The sequence below is a fragment of the Exiguobacterium sp. s160 genome, from assembly GCF_018617575.1.
GTDB classification, from domain to species: domain Bacteria; phylum Bacillota; class Bacilli; order Exiguobacteriales; family Exiguobacteriaceae; genus Exiguobacterium; species Exiguobacterium aestuarii_A.
This window is the reverse complement of sequence record NZ_JACSKK010000004.1, coordinates 115,140-130,070: the sequence shown is the minus strand read 5'-3', so window position 1 is coordinate 130,070 and position 14,931 is coordinate 115,140. Positions and strand designations below refer to the sequence as shown.

The window sequence follows — 14,931 nt, the reverse complement described above, 5'->3', positions numbered from 1 at the left end:
GGACTGTTCCACTGGCATGAATCACTTAAACATCATTGCATGCATTCAACGGAACTTCGAGACATACGGATTGTCGCGTTCAAAGAAGCGATATGGGTAGTCACGCGCCTCGCCCGTGTTCGGAATGCCGATGCGTGGACCCGCCTCAATCACTATTCCCGTCTCACCTTCAGCAAGATAGAGCGGGTCTTGTTGGAACGAGTGACCATATAAGTCCATCGTGATCCCGAGTGCTTTCGTCAACTTCCCCGGTCCGTTCGTCTGGTCATATCGTTTCACCCCAGGACGGTTCGAAGCAATCCATTCATGTCCTTGAATCGGTTCGACGGCTCGAATCAACACGGCTTCCGGTGTACCAACCGGACCACTGACCACGTTCAAGAGCGTATGCGTATGCATTTGATACGTGTACACATGACCAGGTTGCCCGAACATGACTTCCGTCCGTTTCGTTCGACGCCCACCGAAACTATGTGCCGCTCGGTCGATGGCACCGAGGTAAGCTTCTGTCTCAACAATCTTCGCGATGATGTCACCTTCCGGATGTCGCCGCACCAAATATTGCCCGAGTAAGGCACGTGCCAAATCGAGTGTTGGTTGTTCATAAAATGCCAAATCGAGTCGCTTCATCGTTCCACCTCCGTTTTTCCTATTTTCTCAAAAGTCATATGCTGCACACAAAAAAGATGCCCTGCATAGCAGGACACCTTGACATTATGATGCGATTTTAAGTGATTCACGTTGCTTCCCCAATCGGACGTATCCCAAGATGATGGAGAAGACCGGGCTAAGCCAGAGGAAGAACGCAAATGGTGCGTATTCCAATACAGGTACACCGAGTGTCGCTGCGAAGAATGCACCGGAGACACCCCATGGAATGAGCGGGTTGATCACAGTCCCGCCATCCTCAAGTGCCCGTGACAAGTAGCGTGGGTCGATCCCGCGATCGATGAACCCTTGTTTGAACGCCTGTCCTGGCAAGAGAATCGACAAGTACTGTTCCCCTGCGAGCAAGTTAACCCCGATTGAGCTGAGGACGACTGATAGAACGGAACTTCCTGGTGACTTCAAACGCTCGAGCAACGATTCAACGATCGCTTGGAACACACCGAGTTCACGTAACAACCCTCCGAACGCAAGGGCGATCAAGACGAGGCTGACCGACCAAAGCATCGATTCAAGACCACCACGATCGAGTACCGTCGCAATCGTCTCATTCTCCACACCTGACTTGAATCCAGACTGCATGACACCGAGCCAGTTCGAGATGCTCCAGTTGCCTTGAACAAAACCTGCCGTCAATACACCTGCGAACATCCCAACGAGCATCGTCGGCAAGACCGGCATGCGGCGGAACGCAAGCACTGCGACGAGCACAGGGGCAATTAACGTGAGCCATGAGAGGTCGAAACGTCCGCTGAGCGCAGCTTGTGCTTCCGCGATTTGTGTCGTGTCAGCGCTTTGACCGCTACGTCCGAGGAACGTGAATAAAATCAGTGTGATGATAAACGCTGGGATCGTTGTCCCCATCATGAAGCGAATGTGGTCGAATAGTTTGACACCCGCCACTGCCGGCGCAAAGTTTGTCGTATCCGACAATGGGCTCATCTTGTCTCCGAAGAGCGCACCCGATACGATGGCACCTGCAGCGAGAGCTGGCGAGATCCCTAGCGCCGTCCCGATTCCGAACAAGGCGACACCGACCGTTCCGACTGTTGTAAACGCACTTCCTGTGAATGTCGATACGATCATCGTAATCAATAAGACACTCGGTAAGAACCATTCAGCGGAAATTGTATTTAAACCGATGGAGAGGATCGTCGCGACCGTCCCGGACATTTGCCATACTCCGATGAGCATCCCGATCAACAACAAAATCAACACCGGCATGATCGCTTCACGAATCCCGTTGATCATCGCCGTTTCAATCTGTTTGAAGTCGCGTGAACGATAATACGCGTATCCACCTACTATTACCATTGTGCCAAAAATCGCCATATGTGGCGTCGCTTTGGCCAAAAACATCAGTGCGAGCAAGGTGATCCCGCTCATCAACACGACGAATACAGCTTCTTTTCCTTTCATCTGCATCGACGTCCCCTCCTTTCGTTATATCATGATTATTTATTATTTCGCCTAACCGCTTAAACGCTTTTATGCACAAAAGCACGTCAGTGATGTTTTTTACTATACTCGCTTCCTTTCTCCCTGTCAAACGTCTTTTTATGATAAATTATATGCTTGAGGGTGACCTCCGGAGTTCGTAACCTCCTCCGACATCAAAACTAGCGAAAAGGAAGTGTGCTTCATGCAACACGAAAAAGCATTGGTCGTCTTCAGTGGTGGCCAAGATTCAACCACTTGCCTATTTTGGGCAAAACAACAATTCTCCCATGTGGAGGCGGTGACGTTCGCATATGGTCAACGCCACGATGCGGAAATCGAGGTCGCAAAAGAAATCGCGGCAGAACTCGATGTCCCACACCACATCCTCGACTTGTCCCTACTCGGACAACTCACATCAAATGCGCTCACGAGACACGATCTTGACATCGACAATGCGGACGTCCCAAACACGTTCGTCGATGGACGCAACCATCTATTCTTATCATTTGCGGCTGTCATGGCCAAACAACTCGGTATGCATCACATCGTGACCGGTGTATGTGAAACGGACTTTTCAGGTTACCCGGATTGCCGAGACCAATTCATTAAATCACTCAACGTGACACTTAATTTAGCGATGGATTATCCATTCGTCATCGACACTCCGCTCATGTGGCTCGATAAAAAAGAGACGTGGGCACTCGCGGACGAGCTCGGTGCCTTCGACTACGTCAAAGAACGTACGCTCACTTGTTACAACGGTGTCATCGGTTCAGGTTGTGGAGAATGTCCGGCGTGTAAGCTTCGCCAAAACGGACTCACAGCTTACGAGGAGGTGCGCGTATGAAACATGCTCCATTCCTTGCCCCGACCAGTGTCGAATCGAAACAAGAAGGGTCGCTCATCTACTGCCCGCATCGTGTTCAAATCGTCAAAGAAGTGACGTTCGACGCGGCACACCACTTATTTGATTATGATGGCAAATGTCGTGCCCTTCATGGTCACACGTATAAGCTCCAGATGGGTGTCAGCGGTTTTCTCGATAATCGCGGGATGACGCTCGACTTTGGTGACTTGAAAAAAATCTTCAAAGAAGAGCTTGAGCCATATCTCGACCATCGCTATTTGAACGAGTCACTCCCTTATATGAATACAACTGCAGAAAACATGTGCTATTGGATTTTTGAACAACTGGCGACACACCTGCCAAATGAACGCGACGTCCGCGTTGAATTCGTGCGCCTATACGAAACGCCGACGTCATACGCAGAGTTCCGCCGTGAATGGTTGGTGGAATCGTGAAAATCCCTGTTCTAGAAGTGTTCGGACCTACCTTCCAAGGAGAAGGGCGTGCCATTGGACAGAAGACGATGTTCGTCCGGACCGCCGGTTGCGATTATCGCTGTTCGTGGTGCGATTCAGCATTCACATGGGACGGTTCAGAAAAACCGGACATGCTGACGGCGGACGAGGTCACCGATCGCCTTGACGCACTCGGTGCGTACGATTACGTCACCATATCGGGTGGAAACCCGCTCCTCATCGCGGCCATGGAGAACCTCGTCGTGAAATTGAAAGAGCGTGGCGTCACACTCGCCGTCGAGACGCAAGGTAGCCGCTATCAAGAGTGGCTCACACAGATCGATGACGTGACCCTCAGCCCGAAGCCTCCTTCATCTGGCATGAAGACAAACTGGGAACAACTCGACGCCATCGTCGAACGGCTGCGCCCGGAGCAGACGACATTCAAAGTCGCTGTCTTTGATGAAGTGGACCTCGCTTACGCGAAAGAAGTACAACAACGCTATGCACCGGACGTCATGTATTTATCTGCCGGTAACCCAGAGCCAGGTGCTGACGGTGATATCACCGATGCCCAGCTCCGCCGTTTAAAACAATTGTGGGAAGACGTCGCACGCGACCCTTCATGGCAAAGCGTCCGCGTCCTGCCACAACTACACACATTATTGTACGCCAACGAACGTGGCGTCTAAGGAGAATGAACATGAGACCAGAAGACTTACAAGACCTCTCGCTCCTCGGACAGAAGAGCGTCCCTTATATTTTTGAATATACACCTGACGTCCTCGAGGCGTTCCCGAACCGTCACCCGGAGAACGACTACTTCGTCAAATTCAACGCGCCGGAATTTACGTCCCTGTGCCCAATCACAAACCAACCCGATTTTGCGACGATCTACATCTCGTATATCCCGGATGAGAAACTCGTTGAGTCGAAATCGTTGAAGTTGTACTTGTTCAGTTTCCGTAACCACGGTGACTTCCATGAGAACTGCATCAACGTCATCGGGAAGGACCTCGTCAAACTGATGGAGCCACGCTATCTCGAAGTGTGGGGCAAATTCACACCACGTGGCGGCATCTCGATCGATCCGTACTACAATTACGGAAAGCCGGGCACGAAGTATGAGAAAATGGCAGAACATCGTCTGTTCAACCATGACCTCTATCCAGAGACGGTCGACAACCGTTAATCAAAAAGTAGGCGCTCCATTGGAGTCGCCTACTTTTTTTGAAAGCGATGGATCTGTCGCTTGATTGGTTCACGGAACACTGTCGCGATGAGCGTCAATACGAGCATGATCCCGAACGCCAACGCAATTAGCGTCCAATCTCCGCTCGCGATGCTGCTTCCGAGAAAATTGTTCGCGAACGCCCCAGGAATCATACCAACGACGGTCGCAAACAGATACGCTGGTACGTTTACTTTTGCCAAACCGGAAGCATAACTGACCAAATCGAAATTGACGAGCGGGATGAGACGTAAGATGAGTACATAAAAGAATCCGTCCTCTTCGATTTTGTGCTGAATGGCTTCATAGTTCTTCGATTCAAAGTGATGCAAGAAACGGTCGCCGAAATAGATAGCCACATAATAAGCGACGAGAGCACTCAGTGTCGCCCCGATGACGGTATAGACGACACCCGGTAACATCCCGAACGCCAAACCGCCGGCGACCGATAAGACGGACGTCGGAAACAGGATGAGCGGACGAACCGTGAATAAGAGAATATAAATCAAAGGAGCCAACCAACCGAATTGAATGATATAATCCCGGATGTCCCCTGGACTTACATCAATCCATTGATAGAGGAACGTCGCTGTCCCGAACAGGAGTAGGACGAGTGCAATCATCCACTGTACCTTCCATTTTTTCATCGTCCCCCCTCCTTCCTATTTGGTTTTATTCCCGCAATCCGAGATGTCATCCATCTTTTTTCAGCCACCTCGATGTGGTACGGTTAGAGAAAGCAGAAGGAGGAAATCGATATGAACCTTGCAGATGCCCTAACATTAAAACAGTTGCTCCATGAGCAAATCGATACATTGACCGAAGAGATTGAGCACGTGGCATTCATCTCGCTCGAAGTGAATGATTCCATTCCGACGATTCAGTCTCGCTCCCTTCAAGATATCGAGATGGAACTGGAGCACATCCGTTTGGACTTACGTCAGCTCGACCGCCTCATTCAAGAAGCGAACGTCCAAGCCGTCGTTGAAACGCATGACGGTCCGCTCCCGCTCGTAGAGGCAATCGAACTCGCCATTCAGTTACGTGTCCAAGCACGTCTTTATGAGAAATTGTCATTACGTCCGAAAAAGGAATACGTGCACGGGGTTTCCGTGATCAAACACGCCTTATATGACCCGGAGCTATATCGCTTGAAAGCACGCGATATTAAGAAACGAGCCATTCGAATCGAAAGTGCCATCCAGGTTGTCCGCTACCAGACCGATATTGACTTTGATGCTTCACGATATATGTAAAAAAGCGAAGGGGTTCCTTCGCTTTTTTACATATGGTCATGGTGATTGTGGTGGATATCATGATGGTTCGATGAAGAAGAACGGTGACGTGGTGGGGCCTCATCGACAAATTTTTCCCCGTCTAAAATGCCGAGACGCTTGTATTGACGGTCGAGCCGCTCTTTCGTCTCCTCGCGAACGGATCTTGACTCCATCACCAATTGATAGCACCCGAGTGCGACTCGGAACGGTTCCATCCGTGTCCGTTCAATCGAGAAAGAATCGACACCCCGTAAATAGTCTGCCAATCGCTCAGCCGTATCATCGTCCGGATCATCGGCGAGCTGCGAGGCGAATCGTTGTAAGTCTTTCAACGTGCTCGATGTTTTGGAATGATGAAAAATCGTTTTAACGAACGCAAAAATAATCAGACCGAAAATAACCATGAACACGATAGGGAACACAGCAAACACCCCCGTAAAGAATGAGTCCCCCATGGAGTCACTAAACGGATCTCCGCCAAATCCAAACACTGTCATTTCAAATTCCCCCTTTTTCTTTATGTACGTTCATTCAATCGAATCGGTTTCATCAAAAAACCGCGATCATTCGACCGCGGCATCCATTCAACTTTTCAATTGTTTCTCCATCATGATACGCGGCTCGCCGTCTTCGGTGTAGGCGCCCATGATGTCATATCCGCAAAGGAGATTCAAGATGATGACCCCTTTGTTTGTATTGCGTGCTTTCGTCCGAATCGAATGGAATCCTTGCGCTTCGACCCACTCAAGTTGCGTGTCCATCAGCTTGCGACCGATGCCATGCTTTTGAAAGTCTGGGTGTACGCCGCCCGCCCAGCTATAAAACCGATAAGGCTCTGCCTCATAACCGATTTTAAAGCCGACCAGCTGATCTTCTGAGAATGCTAAGAGCACTAACGGATTGGCGTGTCGATACAGGCGCTCTTTAAATCGTAGCTGATCGAGGTCACCATATAACGTGCGGTACAGCCGGAAGAAGTCCTCTTCAAAATCTTTAAAGTTGTTCGTCACATCTTTTACGATAAATGAACTCGTCGTACTCATCGTGCCATCCCCTTTCAGTTTCTGGACAAAGATTCCGTACGTCTGTTCTTTTCGCCGTTCATTCTGAATTTCCTGTCTCCCGTTCGAAAGCTGTGACACCTTTTTGTTTATATAGTCCGAGCGTACGCTTCGGTAAGCTCTTGACCATCCAGTCTTTGAAGATGCGCGCTTGATCTTCAACAGGCAGTTCATAGTCATCCGTCACGATATGACGTGACCGTGTCGTGACATCATACAAAGAAATTGCAGCCGCCACCGAGATGTTCAAACTTTGTACGTATCCTTGCATCGGAATGACAAAGTTCCCGTCCGCCTTGTTGAGCGCTGCCTCCGAGACGCCACTATGTTCGTTCCCGAATAGAAGAACGGTCGGCTTCGACACATCCACTTCTTCGAGCGGAATCGCTTCCTCGCTTAGCGCCGTCGCATATACTTGGTAACCACTTTCTTTTAAAGCGTCAATCGCTTCTTCAATCGACCCGTGCTCCACGACGTCCACCCAGCGATCGGCGCTTTTGGCGATAATCGAGTTCGGTTTGAACTTTGCCCGCCCTTCGACGACATGCAACGTTTGTACCCCGAACGCATCGGCTGAACGCAACACAGCGGATTGGTTATGCGGATCGTCCACACCTTCCGTCAAAATCGTGATATGGTTCGTTCGTGTATTCAACACTTCATACATCCGTTTAATGCGGTCTGGCATGAGCATTTCATAGAGAGGAAGATCGTCCTCCTGCAATACACCCTTCTGCAATAACTCTTCTTTCAATTCAATCTGCTCGTCCTTCGTCAAAGCAGATGTGGTCTGTCTCCAACCCATCTTTCTCGCTCCCTTCAACCTATCATATTGTAGCTAGATTCGATTCGACTGACAAGTTCACTTCATATCTGTCGTTTTCCATCAAAAAATGAAAACAAATGAAAATAGCGAAAACGGTTGCATGAATTCATGCAATCGATTACAATCATTTATGCAAGCGATTGCACTATTGGCAAACACAAAAATAGATAAAACTCCCTCACAGGAAGGAAGCGTATAGCATGAAACAATTGATCTCATTCGATTTCTGGCAAAAACTCGGTAAGGCCTTGATGGTCGTCATCGCCGTTATGCCAGCTGCCGGTTTAATGATTTCCATCGGTAAATTGATTGGAATGTCAGCCGGAGATGTCGGTATTTTATTAACAACAGCTCGCATCATTGAAGATTTAGGTTGGGGCATCATCGTCAACTTACATATCCTCTTCGCAGTCGCGATTGGTGGTTCGTGGGCAAAAGATCGTGCAGGTGGTGCGTTCGCAGCACTTCTCGCCTTCATCTTGATCAACCGTGTCACAGGTGCCATCTTCGGTGTTAACGGTGCCATGCTTCAAGATCCGGAAGCGACAATCGAGTCACTCTTCGGTGCAAACCTTGTCGTCGCTGACTACTTCACATCTGTACTCGGCTCACCTGCCCTCAACATGGGTGTGTTCGTCGGGATCATCGCCGGTTTCCTTGGTGGTGCACTATACAACCGTTTCTACAACTTCAACAAATTGCCGAACGCCCTCTCGTTCTTCAACGGGAAGCGCTTCGTACCGTTCGTCGTCATTCTTGGTTCAGTCGTTGCTGCCATCGTTCTATCGATTGTATGGCCAACGATTCAAGGTGCGCTCAACAGTTTTGGTGAGTGGATTGCCACATCACGCAACACGGCTCCAGTCCTCGCTCCGTTCATTTATGGTGCGCTCGAACGTCTTCTCTTGCCGTTCGGTTTACACCACATGCTCACTGTTCCAATGAACTATACGGAACTTGGTGGAACGTACACGATTTTAACTGGCGCGACAGCTGGGTCAGTCGTTGCCGGACAAGACCCGCTCTGGTTGGCATGGGTAACAGACCTCGTCAACTTACGTGCCGCTGGTGATACAGCTGCATACAACGCCCTTCTCGCTGATGTCGTTCCGGCTCGCTTCAAAGTCGGTCAAGTCATCTTGTCATTCGCTGCTTTGATCGGTGCCGCATATGCGATGTACCGTAACGTCGATGCTGAGAAGAAAGCACAATACAAGCCGATGTTCTTGTCAGCTGGACTCGCTGTCTTCTTGACAGGTGTCACAGAACCAATCGAGTTCATGTTCATGTTCGTTGCGCCAGTCCTTTATGTGGTTTACGCGCTTATGGCCGGTGCTGCCTTCGCCTTGGCAGATATCATCGACCTACGTATCCACGCCTTCGGTGCGATTGAACTCTTGACGCGCATCCCGATGATTGTCAAAGCGGGACTACTTCAAGACTTGATCAACTTCGTTCTCGTCTCTGTAGCATTCTTCTTCCTCAACTTCGGTGTGTTCAATTTCTTCATCAAGAAGATGAACTTGCCGACACCAGGACGTAACGGAAACTACATGGAAGAGACGACAGAGAAGTCATCTGTGGCAGGTAACGAACAAGTCATGGGGATTATCGCCCTTCTCGGTGGGGAAGAAAACATTGAAGATGTCGATGCATGTATGACTCGTCTTCGTGTGACCGTTAAAGACGTCACACTCGTCTCTGACGAACAAGATTGGAAGAAAAATGGCGCCATGGGTCTTATCGTGAAAGACCGTGGAGTCCAAGCCATCTATGGCCCGAAAGCCGACGTATTGAAATCAGACATTCAAGACGTCATCGGTGCATAATCTACTGGCCAACTCGCTCAAGAGTTGGCCTTTTTTCTAAAGGAGGACTATCGTGAATATTTTAACGCTCAATTGTCACGCCTGGTTAGAAGACCGTCAACAAGAAAAGATTGACGCCATCGTCGAACGCATCGCGAGTGAAGAGTACGACCTCATCGCGCTTCAAGAAGTCAATCAACATAAAGAGGCCCCACTGATCTACGGAAACATCCGTGAGAACAACTTCGCACACGTCCTCGTCGAGCGCTTAAAAGAGTTGGACGTCCACTATCACATGACATGGGACTTTGCCCATTATGGATACGATATTTACGAGGAAGGCGTCGCCATCCTGTCGCGCACACCGTTCCTATCAACAGAATCGTTCTTTGTATCGAAGACGACGGACCCAGACAACTACAAGTCTCGTAAGATCGTCAAAGCCATGATTGCAGGCGCAGATGCTCCAACGACTATTTACTCGTGTCATCTCGGATGGTGGCATGATGAAGAGGAGCCGGTGAAACACCAACTCGATGAACTGATTCGTCGCATCGAGCATGACGACCATGCCCTTCTACTTGGCGACTTCAATAACGATGCCTTCATTCGAGGAGAAGGATACGATTACTTGATGGAGAATGGACTCCAAGATTTGTTCCATCTCGCAACAGAACGGGAAGGCGATGCGACGGTACAAGGAAAAATCGCCGGATGGGACGAAAATAAAAAATCACTTCGCATTGATTTGATGTTAACGAATGCACCGATTCATGTTTCTCGCCATGCGGTCGTCTTTGATGGTGAGAACGGACCGATTGTCTCCGACCACGCCGGTGTTGAAGCCACTGTGTTTTGGCGCTAATTCGCCTTTTTCTCCTTACTTGGGAGAAAAGGGTTTTTCTTTTGGAGAAAATCTTGTAACGTGATAGAAGACTGATGTCTAACTACTAATGAATGAGATAGAAAGAAGTGTTTGAATATGAAGACAAGCTCGCTCAGTCGAAGCGACTGGACTTTAGTATTATCCTTATCCTTATTAACCTTCGTTCTCGGAACGAGTGAATTTGTCATCGTCGGGATTTTGCCCGATATCGCAAACGGGTTATCCATTTCGATCGCGACGGCCGGGAGTCTCGTATCGGCATTCGCCATCAGTTTTGCCGTCGGCACACCAATCACCATGTCTTTGACGAGCCATCTTCCTAAACGCAAATTGATGCTTGGCCTGACGATTCTCTTCACTGTCCTGAACTTGTTAAGCAGCCTGGCACCGATGTATGAGTGGTTACTCCTCTTGCGTATGTTGACGGCCGTCGTCACAGGTGTCTTGATCTCACTTGCCATGCTTGTCGCCAGTGAAAGTGTCCCACCGACAAAGCGTGGGGTCGCCGTATCCTTTATTTTTGGTGGATTCACGATGGCGAACGTGTTCGGCGTTCCAATCGGGACATTCATCGGACAACAGGCAGGCTGGGAATCTACGTTTTGGTTAACGACTGCACTTGGTGCAGTCGCCTGGATTGCCATTTACCGCGTCTTGCCGAACCAATTGTCTCAAGAAAAGGCGTCACTTCGTGAACAACTGACATTGCTGACGAATCCACGCATCTTGATCGCCTTCCTGATTCCAGCGTTCGGTTTCGGGGCAACGTATGTCGTTTATACGTATCTCGTGCCGATTTTAAAAGATGTACTCGGTGTACCGGTCGCTTGGGTCAGTCCGATTTTATTCGCATACGGATTCATTTCGATTTTCAGTAATATCGCTGCCGGAAAGATCGCCAGTCACAATCCAATCGGACGCTTACGGTTCGTCTTTCTCGTCCAGGCGTTCGTCTTGGCCGCGCTATTCGTGACAACGTCGAATGTGACGCTCGGTCTTCTCAATATCGCACTCATGTCGTTCATGGCGATTTTATTGACGACATCGACTCAGATTTATTTGATCGATTTGGCAGAGAAGTTCAATCCGAATGCCAAAGGTCTCGCCTCGTCACTTATGCCCGTGGCGAGTAACGTCGGGATTGGACTCGGTTCCGCTCTCGGTGGTGTCGTCTATGCGACGAGCCCCATCATGACGCTCGCACTTGTCGGCGGTCTGGTCGCCCTCGTCACAGCCGCGTTGACCGCAGTCAGTTATTCGCTTGATCAACGCTAAAACGTGTGCACCTTCATCGAGGTGCACACGTTTTTTATAACCATTCGAGAATCGCTGATAGGACTTCGTCCAATTGTTCTTTCGATGTGAGCGGACTTTCCTGATCTCCTTTTTGTGGACCATACATTCCGAAGTTTGCATGATTCCCGCCTTCAATTTGTACGAATTGGCTATCTTCAGGGAGGTCGCTTCGACTCGCCTCGATGTCTTCTGGGACAGCCAATCCATCCAATTCACCAGAAATCGATAGTACACGTAAGTCGCTATCGACCATCGAACTGATCGGATACGAAGCGAGGAAAATGACACCCTCTACCAATTCTTGATGCTCCAGTGCATACCCCGATGCCGCCGAACCTCCGAGTGAATGACCGGCCACGATCCAGCGTTCAATCTCCGGATGTGCTTCGATGATTGGAGCTGCCGCATCGATATCTAAAATACCTAAATTGAGACGAAGCGACGGAATGGCGACAAAGACACCCTCTTCCGCTAATCGTGTTCCGTAATAGGCATACGCCTCTTTCTCGACTTTCGCCCCTGGATAAAGAATGACACCGACCTCACTCGTCGTATCTCCAAACTCGAGACGGTTGTCGACCACTTTCCCCTCTTCGGCATACTGTGTCGCTTCATCGGTCGGTCCATACGTGAACTGTGTCCAAATCAAAAAGCCTGCTACCGCGACAACAAGCAATCCTACGATTGAGAGTGCGGCCCACTTGAAGAATTTCTTCATTATATAGCCTCCATTTGCATCCACTTCCTCATAACGTTACACTAATAAGAAAAAGCATGATCAGGGGGACACCATGACCAGAAGTAATGTAACCACGACGATTCAGTGGTTTATTTTTATTTTAGCTACAAATATTGTACCACCACTCTCCATCGCCGCCTTGTTTGAACTTTCGCCAGATGAGACGATGACCTTCATATCCCGCTCACTCTTCATCTTCGCACTCTTTAGCATCATCCAGACGTTGCTCGGACATCGCCTCCCGATACTTGAAGGACCCGCCGGCATTTGGTGGGGCGTCTTCACCTTATACGCATCCATCGGACCCGCCTTATACGGAAGTCAACAAGAGACGTTGCAGGCACTTGGATTTATGTTGTTCTTAAGCGGAATCCTCGGTGTGCTATTGACCGTCACCGGTATCTTAAGACGCATGCTTGCCCTGTTTACACCTCAAGTACTCGGCGTCTATATGATTTTGCTCGTCCTTCAATTATCAGGGGCCGTCATTAAAGGTGGCTTCGGTGTGACGGAAGACGGAATCAACATCGTCCAAGCCGTCGCGACGGCTGGTCTCGTCTTGTTCGCACTCACGCTCGAACAAAGTCGCTTTAAACAATACGGACTCGTCATGACGCTTTTCGTCGGGTTCGGATTATTCCACTTGCTCGACCTCGGAAATCCAATCGTCCGCTCGGAATCGTTCTTCCTCGTCCCGGAACTTCTTCCATTCGGAAACTGGGTATGGGATTGGAACTTGTTACCGACGGCTTTCGTCATCACCTTGCTTCTCATGACGAACGTCCTCGCGAACATCAAGTTGATCGAACGCATTGTCAGCTCTCGTGAAAAACGAGAAGTGAAAGGAAACGTTCCCGCGTCTGGTGTCGCCAGTGGGGTCAGTCAAATCGTGGCCGGTCTGTTCGGGACACCGGGTCCTGTCGCGATCTCCGGGACGGCCGGATTCCTCTCTTCGACGGAGAGCGTCCAGCGCGCCCCTCATTTGATTGCCCACGCCCTCATGATGGGATTAGCACTCATCGGACCATTCGTCTCGTTGATTGCGAGCATCCCGGCTGCTGTCGGCTATGCAATCGTGACACCACTTATCGCGACGATGATCATCATCGGAATCAATGAGGCCGCCTTCGAATTAAAACAATCGACGGCTTCCCTTACGGTCGGTCTCCCGCTCGTCATCGGTGCCGGGGCGATGCTCTTGCCTCCAGGTTCGATGAATGATTTGCCACCGCTCCTTGCGACCGTCTTCTCAAACGGACTCGTCCTCGGAACGATCGTCGCTTTGACGACAGCTATCTTAAGTAAAATCAAGGATTAAAAAAAGAACTGACCAATATCGGTCAGTTTTTTTCACGTACATGCATATGGTAACGGGCATCGTGCGGTAACACGGCACCTTCTTCTTGTTCGAAATGCGCACGGTCTTTCCAGTATCGCACCCCCGACAACGTATCACGGTAAAGGGCACGCTGTAGCGCCTGTTTCGCCGTGACAGCTGTGCCGTCATCGTTTTTCAACTCGAGCCCCATCAACTTATAGCCAATGGTTTGTCCGCCTCGACTCATTTGGCAAGCTTCCATCGCGTATGTGAGCAGTGTCGGTGTGACGACTGCATGCATGAACTCGCTCTTCACTTTCTTTCGCACGAGTTGCTCCACGCCATAGCTGACGAGCCCTGCGATGACACTGTCAATCAAGACTGCTTTCGTTCGTTTCTTCGTCAATGAGTTCATCGGCTCATCCTCTGCATCATCCCCGACGTCAACACTTCGATCCCTTCGCCTTCTTCAGACGCCATGATCAACGCACGTGCGACATGCAGCGCTTGAATCGGTGCGACTTCTGGTGCCTTTTGCACTAACAGTGACTGGAACGGGCGACTGATGACCTCAGCCGCTTTTTCCCCGAGTCGGAATGAATCACGCTCGCCGAGTAACAAAGAAGGACGCGCGATAATGAGATGATGGAAGTTGAAGATGCGCAATCCGTTTTCAAGCTCCCCTTTTACCCGGTTGTAAAAGAAAGAAGAACGTAACGATGCGCCTTGTGCCGATACGACCGCATAGCGTGTCGCACCGTGTGCCTTGGCGATACGAGCGACTTCAAGCGGCAACTCCAAATCAACTTGCTTGAACGCTTCTTGTGAGCCAGCGACCGCGATCGTCGTGCCAAGTGCACAATAGACGTCATCGATATGTGGAAGTGCCGCATCCATCTCCTCGAATCCGACGACCTCGTGTAGTTTCGGATGACTCCATCGCTTCGAGCGACGGACGACAATCCAGACCGACTCATAACGGTCACTCTCTAACAGCTGTTCTACCAATTCGCGGCCAATCAAGCCGGTCGCGCCTACGACAAGTGCAGTTTTCCCCATTCGTGACTCCTCCTAGACTACT

At 49.9% G+C, this 14,931-nt stretch carries 18 protein-coding genes; 9 read left to right on the top strand and 9 right to left on the bottom strand.

Annotated elements, in window-relative coordinates; genetic code table 11:
* Positions 1-45 precede the first annotated feature (45 nt).
* Positions 46-630, bottom strand: a complete 585-nt coding sequence (locus KNO86_RS10255; RefSeq protein ID WP_214695884.1) for a DNA-3-methyladenine glycosylase — start codon at positions 628-630, stop codon at positions 46-48.
* Positions 631-714: 84 nt separating this feature from the next.
* Positions 715-2,091: a Na+/H+ antiporter NhaC gene (gene nhaC, locus KNO86_RS10250; RefSeq protein WP_214695882.1), complete on the bottom strand. Its 1,377-nt coding sequence runs from the start codon at positions 2,089-2,091 to the stop codon at positions 715-717.
* A gap of 217 nt (positions 2,092-2,308) precedes the next feature.
* Here nhaC and queC point away from each other — a divergent pair, with 217 nt between their 5' ends.
* The 4 genes from queC to queF are packed head-to-tail and all read left to right on the top strand — an operon-like array spanning position 2,309 to position 4,600.
* On the top strand, positions 2,309-2,953 hold the full coding sequence (gene queC, locus KNO86_RS10245; RefSeq protein ID WP_015880476.1) for a 7-cyano-7-deazaguanine synthase QueC: 645 nt from the start codon (positions 2,309-2,311) through the stop codon (positions 2,951-2,953).
* Positions 2,950-3,408, top strand: coding sequence for a 6-carboxytetrahydropterin synthase QueD (gene queD, locus KNO86_RS10240; RefSeq protein ID WP_015880475.1), 459 nt, complete (start codon positions 2,950-2,952; stop codon positions 3,406-3,408). Before queC ends, queD begins: the two co-directional genes overlap by 4 nt.
* Complete coding sequence (queE, locus tag KNO86_RS10235) at positions 3,390-4,100, top strand: 7-carboxy-7-deazaguanine synthase QueE (protein WP_214695880.1); 711 nt, start codon at positions 3,390-3,392, stop codon at positions 4,098-4,100. Before queD ends, queE begins: the two co-directional genes overlap by 19 nt.
* 11 nt (positions 4,101-4,111) lie before the next feature.
* Positions 4,112-4,600, top strand: coding sequence for a preQ(1) synthase (queF, locus tag KNO86_RS10230; RefSeq protein WP_015880473.1), 489 nt, complete (start codon positions 4,112-4,114; stop codon positions 4,598-4,600).
* Positions 4,601-4,629: 29 nt separating this feature from the next.
* On the opposite strand, the gene KNO86_RS10225 is transcribed toward queF, so the two are convergent.
* Positions 4,630-5,286, bottom strand: a complete 657-nt coding sequence (locus KNO86_RS10225; protein ID WP_214695878.1) for a TVP38/TMEM64 family protein — start codon at positions 5,284-5,286, stop codon at positions 4,630-4,632.
* Positions 5,287-5,397: 111 nt separating this feature from the next.
* On the opposite strand from KNO86_RS10225, the gene KNO86_RS10220 reads away from it, so the two are divergent.
* Positions 5,398-5,895 (top strand): hypothetical protein, encoded by a 498-nt coding sequence (locus KNO86_RS10220; RefSeq protein WP_214695876.1) that lies wholly within the window; start codon positions 5,398-5,400, stop codon positions 5,893-5,895.
* A gap of 26 nt (positions 5,896-5,921) precedes the next feature.
* On the opposite strand, the gene KNO86_RS10215 is transcribed toward KNO86_RS10220, so the two are convergent.
* The 3 genes from KNO86_RS10215 to KNO86_RS10205 all read right to left on the bottom strand — a co-directional run bounded on the left by KNO86_RS10215 (position 5,922) and on the right by KNO86_RS10205 (position 7,782).
* Positions 5,922-6,413, bottom strand: coding sequence for a hypothetical protein (locus KNO86_RS10215; protein ID WP_214695864.1), 492 nt, complete (start codon positions 6,411-6,413; stop codon positions 5,922-5,924).
* Positions 6,414-6,500: 87 nt separating this feature from the next.
* A complete protein-coding gene (locus KNO86_RS10210; RefSeq protein WP_251126984.1) occupies positions 6,501-6,959 on the bottom strand; it encodes a GNAT family N-acetyltransferase in 459 nt (152 codons plus the stop codon).
* Between the two features lie 58 nt (positions 6,960-7,017).
* Positions 7,018-7,782 (bottom strand): TrmH family RNA methyltransferase, encoded by a 765-nt coding sequence (locus tag KNO86_RS10205; RefSeq protein ID WP_214695860.1) that lies wholly within the window; start codon positions 7,780-7,782, stop codon positions 7,018-7,020.
* 221 nt (positions 7,783-8,003) lie between these two features.
* Between KNO86_RS10205 and KNO86_RS10200 the strand changes: the two genes are divergently transcribed.
* The 3 genes from KNO86_RS10200 to KNO86_RS10190 all read left to right on the top strand — a co-directional run bounded on the left by KNO86_RS10200 (position 8,004) and on the right by KNO86_RS10190 (position 11,772).
* A complete protein-coding gene (locus tag KNO86_RS10200; RefSeq protein WP_214695858.1) occupies positions 8,004-9,632 on the top strand; it encodes a PTS transporter subunit IIBC in 1,629 nt (542 codons plus the stop codon).
* A 52-nt stretch (positions 9,633-9,684) separates the two neighbouring features.
* Positions 9,685-10,476, top strand: a complete 792-nt coding sequence (locus KNO86_RS10195) for an endonuclease/exonuclease/phosphatase family protein (protein ID WP_214695856.1) — start codon at positions 9,685-9,687, stop codon at positions 10,474-10,476.
* A 117-nt stretch (positions 10,477-10,593) separates the two neighbouring features.
* Positions 10,594-11,772 (top strand): MFS transporter, encoded by a 1,179-nt coding sequence (locus KNO86_RS10190; RefSeq protein WP_214695855.1) that lies wholly within the window; start codon positions 10,594-10,596, stop codon positions 11,770-11,772.
* 34 nt (positions 11,773-11,806) lie between these two features.
* On the opposite strand, the gene KNO86_RS10185 is transcribed toward KNO86_RS10190, so the two are convergent.
* Positions 11,807-12,511, bottom strand: a complete 705-nt coding sequence (locus tag KNO86_RS10185) for an alpha/beta hydrolase (RefSeq protein ID WP_214695853.1) — start codon at positions 12,509-12,511, stop codon at positions 11,807-11,809.
* A 73-nt stretch (positions 12,512-12,584) separates the two neighbouring features.
* On the opposite strand from KNO86_RS10185, the gene KNO86_RS10180 reads away from it, so the two are divergent.
* Positions 12,585-13,850, top strand: a complete 1,266-nt coding sequence (locus tag KNO86_RS10180) for a purine/pyrimidine permease (RefSeq protein ID WP_214695851.1) — start codon at positions 12,585-12,587, stop codon at positions 13,848-13,850.
* Positions 13,851-13,872: 22 nt separating this feature from the next.
* Here the strand turns inward: KNO86_RS10180 and KNO86_RS10175 are convergent, their stop codons facing one another.
* Together KNO86_RS10175 and KNO86_RS10170 are read right to left on the bottom strand one after the other, a co-directional pair.
* Positions 13,873-14,265, bottom strand: a complete 393-nt coding sequence (locus KNO86_RS10175; protein WP_214695849.1) for an RDD family protein — start codon at positions 14,263-14,265, stop codon at positions 13,873-13,875.
* The gene (locus KNO86_RS10170) at positions 14,262-14,909 is read right to left on the bottom strand and encodes an NAD(P)H-binding protein (protein WP_214695848.1); all 648 of its coding nucleotides are present in this window, start codon (positions 14,907-14,909) and stop codon (positions 14,262-14,264) included. Before KNO86_RS10170 ends, KNO86_RS10175 begins: the two co-directional genes overlap by 4 nt.
* Positions 14,910-14,931: the final 22 nt, after the last annotated feature.